15 protein-coding genes are annotated in these 9,865 nt (G+C 68.3%); 14 read left to right on the top strand and 1 reads right to left on the bottom strand.

Features of this window, described 5'->3' with window-relative positions:
* The 14 genes from ACT4MF_RS18365 to ACT4MF_RS18300 form a co-directional block, all read left to right on the top strand.
* A partial coding sequence (locus tag ACT4MF_RS18365; RefSeq protein WP_512053332.1) for a helix-turn-helix domain-containing protein occupies window positions 1-693 on the top strand: 693 nt, incomplete at its 5' end.
* On the top strand, window positions 690-1,013 hold the full coding sequence (locus ACT4MF_RS18360; protein WP_444683752.1) for a hypothetical protein: 324 nt from the start codon (window positions 690-692) through the stop codon (window positions 1,011-1,013). The genes ACT4MF_RS18365 and ACT4MF_RS18360, both read left to right, overlap by 4 nt.
* Window positions 1,010-1,357: a hypothetical protein gene (locus ACT4MF_RS18355; protein WP_444683753.1), complete on the top strand. Its 348-nt coding sequence runs from the start codon at window positions 1,010-1,012 to the stop codon at window positions 1,355-1,357. The genes ACT4MF_RS18360 and ACT4MF_RS18355 overlap by 4 nt, the downstream gene beginning before the upstream one ends.
* The gene (locus tag ACT4MF_RS18350; protein ID WP_444683754.1) at window positions 1,350-1,595 is read left to right on the top strand and encodes a hypothetical protein; all 246 of its coding nucleotides are present in this window, start codon (window positions 1,350-1,352) and stop codon (window positions 1,593-1,595) included. The genes ACT4MF_RS18355 and ACT4MF_RS18350 overlap by 8 nt, the downstream gene beginning before the upstream one ends.
* Window positions 1,592-1,936 carry a hypothetical protein gene (locus ACT4MF_RS18345; protein WP_444683755.1) on the top strand — a complete coding sequence of 115 codons (345 nt, stop codon included), beginning with the start codon at window positions 1,592-1,594 and terminating at the stop codon, window positions 1,934-1,936. The genes ACT4MF_RS18350 and ACT4MF_RS18345 overlap by 4 nt, the downstream gene beginning before the upstream one ends.
* A 3-nt stretch (window positions 1,937-1,939) precedes the next feature.
* Window positions 1,940-2,440 carry a metal-dependent hydrolase gene (locus ACT4MF_RS18340; RefSeq protein ID WP_444683756.1) on the top strand — a complete coding sequence of 167 codons (501 nt, stop codon included), beginning with the start codon at window positions 1,940-1,942 and terminating at the stop codon, window positions 2,438-2,440.
* 186 nt (window positions 2,441-2,626) lie between these two features.
* Window positions 2,627-2,785: a hypothetical protein gene (locus ACT4MF_RS18335; RefSeq protein ID WP_444683757.1), complete on the top strand. Its 159-nt coding sequence runs from the start codon at window positions 2,627-2,629 to the stop codon at window positions 2,783-2,785.
* 250 nt (window positions 2,786-3,035) lie between these two features.
* Window positions 3,036-3,266 (top strand): hypothetical protein, encoded by a 231-nt coding sequence (locus ACT4MF_RS18330; protein ID WP_444683758.1) that lies wholly within the window; start codon window positions 3,036-3,038, stop codon window positions 3,264-3,266.
* The gene (locus ACT4MF_RS18325; RefSeq protein ID WP_512053331.1) at window positions 3,263-7,483 is read left to right on the top strand and encodes a hypothetical protein; all 4,221 of its coding nucleotides are present in this window, start codon (window positions 3,263-3,265) and stop codon (window positions 7,481-7,483) included. Before ACT4MF_RS18330 ends, ACT4MF_RS18325 begins: the two co-directional genes overlap by 4 nt.
* 78 nt (window positions 7,484-7,561) lie before the next feature.
* The gene (locus ACT4MF_RS18320; protein ID WP_444683745.1) at window positions 7,562-8,014 is read left to right on the top strand and encodes a hypothetical protein; all 453 of its coding nucleotides are present in this window, start codon (window positions 7,562-7,564) and stop codon (window positions 8,012-8,014) included.
* Window positions 8,011-8,247, top strand: coding sequence for a hypothetical protein (locus tag ACT4MF_RS18315; protein WP_444683746.1), 237 nt, complete (start codon window positions 8,011-8,013; stop codon window positions 8,245-8,247). The genes ACT4MF_RS18320 and ACT4MF_RS18315 overlap by 4 nt, the downstream gene beginning before the upstream one ends.
* Window positions 8,244-8,498: a hypothetical protein gene (locus tag ACT4MF_RS18310; RefSeq protein ID WP_444683747.1), complete on the top strand. Its 255-nt coding sequence runs from the start codon at window positions 8,244-8,246 to the stop codon at window positions 8,496-8,498. The genes ACT4MF_RS18315 and ACT4MF_RS18310 overlap by 4 nt, the downstream gene beginning before the upstream one ends.
* Window positions 8,495-8,698, top strand: coding sequence for a hypothetical protein (locus ACT4MF_RS18305; protein ID WP_444683748.1), 204 nt, complete (start codon window positions 8,495-8,497; stop codon window positions 8,696-8,698). Before ACT4MF_RS18310 ends, ACT4MF_RS18305 begins: the two co-directional genes overlap by 4 nt.
* Entirely contained in the window at window positions 8,695-8,985 is a 291-nt protein-coding gene (locus ACT4MF_RS18300) for a hypothetical protein (RefSeq protein ID WP_444683749.1), read from the top strand. The genes ACT4MF_RS18305 and ACT4MF_RS18300 overlap by 4 nt, the downstream gene beginning before the upstream one ends.
* A 358-nt stretch (window positions 8,986-9,343) precedes the next feature.
* On the opposite strand, the gene ACT4MF_RS18295 is transcribed toward ACT4MF_RS18300, so the two are convergent.
* The gene (locus ACT4MF_RS18295; protein WP_444683750.1) at window positions 9,344-9,565 is read right to left on the bottom strand and encodes a DUF8118 domain-containing protein; all 222 of its coding nucleotides are present in this window, start codon (window positions 9,563-9,565) and stop codon (window positions 9,344-9,346) included.
* Window positions 9,566-9,865 lie beyond the last annotated feature (300 nt).

Raw genomic sequence — 9,865 nt, 5'->3', positions numbered from 1 at the left:
CGCGGGAGGTACGCGGACGGGATCGACCCCGAAACGGTAATGGACGTGTTCGACGCCCGCGAGGACGCCGCCCGTCCGGTGACGGCGAGCGACGTAGTCGAGGAGCTGGGGATCGCCCGGCGGACCGCACATAACAAACTGAACGCCCTGGTTGAACGCGGGACGCTCGACACGCGGAAGATCGGGGCGCGGGGTCGGGTATGGTGGATCCCCGACCGGGGCGACGCCGACACGCTCGACGCCGAGGAGCTCCGGGGCGACCCGTCGACGACGCTCGCCGGTGAGAGCGACGAGAGCGACGCGAGAGCCGACGCCGTCGACGACGGGACCGACGGGCCGGCCGACCCGCCGGCGGACGCACACGGCGCGGACGGGGCGGGCGAGGAGGACGCCCTCGACACGGCTCGCGAGCGGATCGAGGAGCTGGACCTCGCCGGGAGCGGGGCGGACTACGACCGCCGGCGCGACGCCGTCCTCAAGATGTATCAGTACCTCCGGGAGCGACCGGGCGAGCGGGTTTCAAAAAGCGACTTTGCGGACCTCCTCGACGGCGACGACGTGGGGTATGGGGGCGGGTTTGCGTCCCTCTGGGCTAACTGGGTGAAAGGCTCCGGCGACCGCCCGAACGCCCTCGACACGCTCCCCGGTGTTGAGCTCCGGGGCGACGACTACGTTTTTGAGGTGGATCCATGAGCCGAGCGGCGGACGCCGACGCGAGCACGCCCGCGCCGACCGCCCTCGACGACGCCCTCGCCCGGTGGGAACCGGCGACCGGGATCGACCCCGCGGTGACGCGAGCACAGACACGCCGGGCCGCCGAGTACCTCGCGACGACGGGCGACCGGCTGGGGCGGACGGGCCTCGTCGACGCGCTCGCGGACGGGACCACGCTCGACACGGCGAGCTGGTGGGGGCGAGCGGTCGATCCGGGCCTCCGGCGGCTCGCCGAGGTGGAGATCGTCGAGTATCGGGCGGTCGACGACACGTATCGTTGGGTGGGTGACAATCGATGAACCCCGGATCATTCGCCGTCGTTTCAGGGATTGTATCTCTACTTGTGCTGGGTGTTTTCCTCCTCTTTTTCGCGGCCGTCGGAATTGGAGCTGTGTCGGCAGTTATTCATGATCGGGAGTCACCGGAATCGCTCCGAGGGTGGGCGTTGTGGCTCTCTCGGGGTATCGCATACATTACGATTGCCAGCACCGGGACGCTCTTGGTGCTCTTTGGTCTGACCGCACAACCAGTTATTACTATTACCCTACTCGGGGTGTTCCTTCTCGCGGGCGTCGGAGTGTGGTCTTTAACCAAGGATTACAAGATAACGCGAAAAGACTCCGGTGAGGAAACCGATGAGTGACGATCCCGAGCCGACCCCGGAGAGCGACCCGAAGCATATCGACCCGGCGGGCGACCTCGCGGACGCCGTCGAGAGCGGCGACCTCGACCTATCGCTCGCCGACGACCAGGACGCCGAGGACCTCCGGGCGTTCGTCGACGCCGCCGAGCGGGGCGAGCTCGGGCCGGTCGATCCGGGACTTGAGGCACAGGTACGGATCGCTCGCGCGCTCCTCGACGACATGGAGGGGGACCGATGAGCGGCCGGTTCGCAGTTGGGGCGATATTCGGGGGGTTGGCGGTCCTTTCCCCGCCGATCACGCTCGCGTCACTCGCGATCGGGGCGTGGATATTGGTGTTTCACGGAACGCCCGAAGGGGGCGGCGATACGGCGACCGAGGGGTTCCTGTGGGTGACTGTTTGGGCGACAGTTCTGTTTGGGGTCCTCCTCGCGATCGTCGCTGTCGCGCTCGGGATGTGGTTCCGACCGGGATTCACGGTTGTAGCCATCGGGGGGATCTTGATACTGTATGTCCTCGTCCCGACGGTATTGGAACGGTGGACGGGAGAACCCGATCCGCCCGCCGGCGAGGAGAGATAACCCATGCACAAGAACGGCCATTACGGCGCGGCGCTCCTCGGGTACGCCCCGCTCGGGACGATCGTCCTCGCGGCCGGGCTCGACACGGCCGCCGTCGCCGGCGGGGTTGTGACGGTCGCGCTCGCGATGGTCCCGGACCTCGACATGAAGATCCCAGGTGTATCCCACCGGGGGCCGACGCACACGGTTCACTTTGCGCTCTCGGTCGGGCTGGGGGTCGGGCTCCTCGCGGGGGCGGTCCTGGCGGTCGGCGGCGCGCCGGTCGCGGCCGCGGTCGCCGCGACCGTATTCATGTTCGCGACCGGGACGCTCGCGATCGGCTCGCATATCGCCGCCGACGCCCTTACGCCGATGGGAGTTACACCGCTCGGGGCGGACGGACCACACTATTCGGTCGGGGTCGCCCGCGCGGCGAACCCGCTCGCGAATTACGGGCTCCTCGCCCTCGGGATCGCCGCCGTCGCCGCCGGGGCGGTCGTCGCCGAGGTGGTCGCGACGGTGTGACCCCCGCAGATGTTATTAGCAACAATTACTACTATCTATCAATCTTCTTCACCATTATCTGAATACTGTTAATGGGGGTATACCCACAGGAGAATCGTGTGTACACACGAATGCCCACACGTGGGCATCGGACCTATCAGTTCGGACAACTCAACATTTATGCCCGGGGAGGGTGTACCGTCGGGCATGTCGGTGACTGCTGAAACGCGAATCCCGGTTTCGACAGACACCCGGCGCGAGCTCCGGCTGATCAAAGCGAACGAGGAGGTTCACACCTACGAGGACGCGATCGGAATCGCCCTCGACGCCTACAAGTCGGACGGTAGCACTAAGGGAGAGAGTTGAGACTGGGAAGGTAGTTGAAACGACACCCCCGACCGACGCGACCCGCCGGCCGAAGGCATCTGTGGCAGGGTGAATTCGGCGCGGAACGGGTGGGCGCGTCAGTTTGGGGCGTAACGCACGATGTGGGCGAAGGCGCGCACGCCTCAGATGGGCGGGCCTTCTACCTATCCGTTAACGCGGTGGGTTGAAGGCTTTTACTCTCGCCGCGCTCGCCCCGGTTCGCCCTCGCACGGGCCTCAAGAGCGCACGAATGTACGCACGACACGACGACACCGAACGGATCGACCCCGACCACTACGAACGCTCCCCGTCGACCGGAGCCGAGGAGACGACGCGGATCCTCGACGCCCGCGACGGGTACGACCACGAACCGCCGAGCGACGACGGCGACGCCGAGCCGGTGACGATCGACGCGGTCCCGCCGGCGGACACGGACACGGACGCCGACCCCGCTCCCCGCTCCCGCGAGGTTTTCGCATGAGTACCGACCCAACCAGCGACACGCACGCACAGCTCGCCGAGTTCCTCCGGCTGAACCCCGACGCGACCGCGGTCGAAGCGGTCGGACATGTCGGGGCGGATCCGTCCCGGTGGAAAGACGCCGTCGACGACGCCCTCGCCGCGGACACGCCGCACGCCGCGCTCGCGACGCCGACCGACGCGGACGGACCCCATAGCAACGAAGACCCCATAGCACGGGACGGACGGACGGACGCGGACACGGACGGATCGCCCGAACGCGGCGAGGAGGACCCCGATCCCGACCGTGTGACCCCTGGGGTTGACGCCGAGAGATCGCCCTCGCCGGCGGGAGAATCGGGCGACGACGCCGACTTTAACCTACAATCACCCCCCGAGGACGGGGACGTGTTGGTTAACGACGCGGACGGGCGGACGGACGCCGAGCCGACGCCGGGCGAGGACGCGCTCGCGGACGGGCTCCGGTGGTTCGGGACACAACTCGACCGGGACCTCCCCGACGCCGTCGAGTACGACACGCCGCGCGACTACTACCACGCTCGGGGTTGGTCCGACGCGACGATCGACGCGAAGGGGCTCGGGTACGCCCCCGCCGACACGGGCGACCGGCTCCTCGCGCACCTACACCGGCGCGGGCACGATCGGGACGCGATCCTCGCGAGCGGGCTCTTTCGAGAATGGGACGACGGGAATCTCTCGGCGACATGGACCGGCCGGTACGTCCTCCCGTATCTCGACGCCGACGGCCGTCCCGTGTTCGCGATTAGTCGGGCGACCGAGCCGGCGCACCCGAGCGACTGGGCCGGGCGATACGGCGAGGACGACGACCCCGCAAAGTACCACAAGATCGCAGTCTCACGCGAGGAGGTAACGGTCGAGGAACCGATTTACGGGCTCGACACGGTCCGCGACGGCGAGCCGGTCCTTATCACCGAGGGGATCGCCGACGCGATCGCCGCGCACCAGGCGGGCTATGCGTGTCTCTCGCCGGTGACGACTTCTTTCAAAACCGAGGACCGCGAGCGACTGGTCGACGCCGTCGAGGAGCACGCCGCCCCGCGGGTGTATCTGGTTCAGGACGCCGAACGGCCGGGCTCCTCGGTCGACGACCGCGATCGGCTCACGCTCCCCCAGTACGGCGAGGGGACGAAAGGGGCGGTTCGGACGGCTGAGTACCTCGCCGAGCACGGAATCGACGCGCGAATTGGCGAGCTCCCGCGGCCGGGGCTCGACAAAGTCGACCTCGACGACTACCTTCGGGTTTGGAGCGACGACCTCGCCCCGATCCTCGCGGGGGCGACGCCGGTCGAGGAGCACCCGGCACACGATCCCGACGCGGCGAAACGCGCGGCGATTGACGCGGCCGAACAGACCGATCTCACGGGCTCGCCGGCGAGCGGGAGCGGCGAGGGCTCCGCGCTTTTCGACCTCGACATACGGGACGTGACCGGGCTGGGATGGGACTACCGAGGACCGAGCCCGCTGGGACACCACGGGAATACTGAGAATTACTTTGTTTTGTGGAAGGACAAAGGGCTCGCGTTCGACCACAAGTACAAAGCCGCCTACAACGCGCTTACGTACCTCCTCGCCGACGCCGGGGAGCGACCGCCCGCCCGCCCGAACGGTTCCGTCGACGACGCCGAGCTCCTCGGCGCGTGGGTTCACGCGAAACGCGAGCGGCTCCTCCCCGACGACGATCCGATCCCCAGGCGCGCGCTCCGGGCCGTCGCACGCGACGCGACCGACTGGGGCGGCGAGCTGGTCGAACATGAGACGGCCGACGGGGACACCTTCGACGGGCTCCCCCGCGACGCCTATAACGACGCCCTCGACGCCGTCCGCGAGGAGTACGACCTCGAGCCCGGCCGTCGACCCGCCGGCGGACGGTCCGACCCCGACGCCGAGCCCGTCGCACCGATCCCGCTGGGGCGACTCGACGCCCTCGACGACGACGCCCGGAAGCGGCTCGCCCGGAAGCGGGGGATCGACATACCGAGCACGGACGACGCCCGCGACCGGCTCCGGGACGCCGTCTTTCGGGAGCTCCGGGCTGGGAATACGACCGTCCTCGACGCCCCGACCGCGCTCGGGAAATCGCACACCGTCGCGACCGAGCCCTGGGGGCGACGGGAGAGTACGACCGGCGGCGCGCCGGTGATTCACTTCCACCAAACCCGCGACGCCCGCGACGAAGCGGCCGAAGCGACGGCCGACTCCTCGGCGACCGGCGCGACCCTCCTCGGTCGGAAAGAGGCGAGCCCCGTCGCACGCGGCGACCATGACCGCCCTCAGGACCCCGACGCCGAGGACGCTCCCGACCAGGTAGTAACGATCGACGGCGACGACGCGAGCGACTGGTTCGATCGAATGTGTGACGATCGGGGGCTCCCGTTTTCGACCGCGCTCGCGATCGCCCGCGAGCGGAACGACCAGGGGCTCGAGGAGCTCCCCCCGTTCGGCGAGGAGGATCCCGCGGTCGCACAATGGGACGACCTCCCGCGCGAAGACGACGGCGAGCCCGCGGTCGACGTGATTCACGCGGCCCACCAATTCGCACACGTCCCGTCCCTCCGGACCCATACGAACGTGATTCTCGACGAGCAACCGGACTATCGGATCGACCTTTCCGACCAGCAGGTTCGGGACATGGTTAACGCCTATCTCCGGGCCGTCGACGCGCCGGTGACCCACTTTGAGGGGTTCGTTATGCTCGCCCGGAACGACGACGCCCGCGGCGACGCGGCCGCCGAACGGGACGCGCTCGACGACGCGCTCGGTTCCGACGCCGACCTCCCGACCGAATGGTACGCCGAGGAGGACGGGGCGCACGCGCTCGCCCCCGACCTCACGCGGGCGATATGGAACGCGCTCCGGTGGGAGAGCCCGAACAAGAACGGGCTCCGGTCGACCAAAGTCTACCATGAGCCCCCGCGGTTCGACGCCGACAAAGAGGGGTACGCCGCCGGGACATGGCTCTCGGTGGTCCTCGACGACGCCGATCACTCGGTTCATACGGTCCGGGCGACGCCCGACTTTTCCCAGGCGCGGGCGGTGGTCGGGCTCGACGCGCACCCGAGTATGCCCATGTGGGAATTGAACGGACCGCCGGGGATCGTCCGCGACGCCGTCCTCGAGCCGACCGAGCGGCGGCTGTGGCGGCGATACGAACGCGGGCTTACGGTCGCACAGATCGGCGACGCCGCCCGTCCGCGCTCCGGTTCCGACGCCCTCGACTGGATGAATGAGGAGCGGGTTCGGACGCTCCTCGAGACGCTCCGGGAGCACTACGGGGACGGGTTCAAAACCGCGCTCTCGACGAAACAAACCGAGCCCGCTCTCCGGCGGCTCCTCGCGGACGTGACCGGCGAGCCCGTCGACGCCGTCCGCGACCAAACGATGCACGCCGGCGAGGAGAAATCACGGAACGACTTTGCCGAGGAGGACGGCGGATACGTGTACGGCTGTATGGATCCCGGCGACGGGATGATCGTCGACGCCCTCGCCGAGTTGAATCTTGACGCGACGCCGGCGCGGCTCACCGAGGAGGACGTAACCGAGGACGGGGCACACCTTTGCGGCGACTGTGGCGGTGATGGGTGTGTCGAGTGCGACGGGACGGGACGGAAGCGGGAGAAGGGGCGCACGTTCGACGGTCCCGACGCCGACAAAGCGGCCGCCGTCCTCGCGAGCGTTCGGGAGAATCACGTCGCACAAGCCGCCGGGCGGTACGCCCGCGAGCCGAGCGACCCCGAGAGCCGGGCGACCGTGTACGTCGACACGAACGCCGCGCCGGCCGGGTTCGTCGACCTCGAGGTTCCTGGGGTCGAATGGCTCGCGAGCGACCTCCAACGGACGATCGTCGACGCGCTTACCGAGCGGCCGACCGCGACGACGCGGGAGCTCGCCGACGCCGCCGAGTGTACGAAAGAACACGTCCGCGAAACCCTCGCCCGGCTCGAGGAGCACGGGCTGGTCGACCGCGAGGAGAGAGCCGGACCACACGGGGCGGACGTGTATCGGGACGCCGGCGCGGACGCCGCGATCGTCGACCTCGGCGAAACCGCCAACGATCCCCTAATGGGCTCTAATAGGTGGTCGTTGGCGATCGTCGACCGACACGCCCGCGAGGAGGACGCCGCCCCGCCCGGCGGACCGTCCTCGACGCCGATCGACGCCGTCGGCGCGGGTGACACGCCGCCCGATCCCGGCGACTGACGCCGTCGACGCCGACACGCTCGCCCCGTCGAGTAGCACCGGCTGAACGACTAAACCCCCCGAATACGAAACACGACCATGAACCAAACGACCGAGGAGGAGCCGGTTGTCGAGAGTAGTAACGCACCCGACTACGCCGCGATCACGCCGAGCGGAAAGCCGCCGACCGAATACACCTACGCCGAACGCCGCGCCGAGTTGTTACAACAGATCGAAGACCTCGGCCACCCGTCGGCCGTGAATCAAACCGAGCTCGCCGATCGGTACGGGGTGAGCCAACAGCAAATCAGTAAAGACCTCGACCGGCTCGATGAGTACGTTCGGGACCGGCTGGGGCGACGCCGCGACCTCGAGATCGGAAGCGTCCTGAAGCGGTGTATGACCGGGGCGCTCGAAGAAGGGGATTGGAACGACGCCCGGAAAGCGGCGACGGCCTATGATGAGTACCTCGACCGGCGGATCGATACGCTGGAGTTCCGCCGTCGGATCGCCGCCCTGGAGGACGCGGCCGACGCCGAGGGGGATCCATGACCGACCGCGAGGACCTCGCCGATCGACTCGACGCCGTCGAGGAGAAGATCGGCGATACCCCGGCTCAACTCTCCACCGACCGGGAACGCGAGGCAGTTCGGGCGGCGCTCGCGTGGCGGTACGACAATTACGACGCCGTCGCCCCCGACGCGCCGATACTGGCGGGAGCGGTCGAACACGTCGAGGAGCCACACGCGACGGTGCTCCGGGAAATGCTCGCGGGTGGCACATGACGGACCGGGACGCGCTCCGGGACCGACTCGACGCGGTCGAGGAGGAGCTCGCCGACACGTCGACGGGCTGGGGTGGGACCACGATCGTCTATACCGACGGCGACGGGTACGTGACACCCGACGGCGACCCCGTCCCGACGGACGCCGACGGGAACCCCGATCCACCCGACGCGGACAGATACGGACCGACGATCGTCCTCGACGGGCGGTATGACCCGAGAGACGCCGACGGCGCGCGGGGTGGCACATGACGGACCGCGAGGAGCTGAGGGACCGACTCGACGCCGTCGAGGAGGGGCTCGCCGACACGCCGGGGGCGGCTCCCATGTTCAGTTACGCGGACGCCGACGGCGAGCCGGCTCCCGGTGGGACGGGGGCGTTATTCCACCTCCCGCGGGAAGTGACGGATAACTGGGTACGGACCGACACGGACGGGCGAGGTGACACATGACGGATCGGGACGCGCTCCGGGATCGACTCGACGCGGTCGAGGAGGAGCTCGCCGACGCCGCCGGGGTGGGTCCCGCCGACGGGATCGACGTGACCGTTAGCTGGGCCGACTATGAGACGGACACCGACGCCGGCGCGGACCACGCGGTTCGGTACACTATTGTCATGTCCCGCGAGGACGCCGAACGCGAAGGGCGGGAGATACTGGGGCCGGCGGACACGCCGGGCGGCCGGGACACCGTCCGGGTTCGACCGGAGCGGGAGTTGGGAGAATCACCCGACGGCTGATTTGTGGGGCCGGCTCGTGCGAGCGCACGCGCGACCCGTCGAGGACACCGACCGATAACCGTTCGGTACACCTCCGGTCCCACACGTTCGGATAACACCTATGGTCCCGAATAGTGACCCCAGTACGGACCCGCCGGCGGACGCCGACCCCGACGCCGTCCCGCGTGTCCGATCGGATACCTAAGACTGGGTAAACGTGTCTGACGCGGGATCGGCGCCGAAACGTGTCGGAAGGGGGACCGTTACGGGACCGATCGGCTCGCGTGTTGGTTAAGAGACGGCGCCCGTGTTGGTTAAGACCGGAGCGGTGACGCCGTCGACGATCGGACGGAAAGCAAAAAGAAGCGGCTGGGGGCGGTTACTCCTCGGGACCGTCGCACCCGACCCGGTGGGTCGCGTGTCGCGTGTCGCCCGCGAGGACCTCGACGCCGCACCCGGTACACCGAACGAACCGCTCGCCGGTCGGCTCGCCGTATTTGTCGTATTCAGTAAAGGGACCCTTCCACCGCGCCCCCTCCTCGACGATCGTCGCGTGTTCGGTATCGGTACGCCCTTCAGTCGCGGGAGTGTATGCGGACATGGTCGTTCTCTCCAAAGGATCGACCGGCTCGGGTGTGCTCCCACCCGGGCGTTTCAACACGCCTCCGAGGAGCCCGTCTTCCCTTACCTATACACACAACGGCACACGGTATAAAGATACCGACACGGCTCAAAACGGTGGAATACACACAACGGTCCCGTTAACGGCAAAGGTTATGCCTTTGTGTGTATAGGTGGGTTGTATGGGACGCGACCGAAACGACCGCGGGAGGTACGCGGACGGGATCGACCCCGAAACGGTAATGGACGTGTTCGACGCCCGCGAGGACGCCGCCCGTCC

The sequence above is a fragment of the Halorubrum sp. FL23 genome, assembly GCF_052439115.2.
Classification (GTDB): Archaea; Halobacteriota; Halobacteria; order Halobacteriales; family Haloferacaceae; genus Halorubrum; species Halorubrum persicum.
Note: the sequence above shows the minus strand (reverse complement) of the source record. Positions and strands in the feature narration are given on the sequence as shown.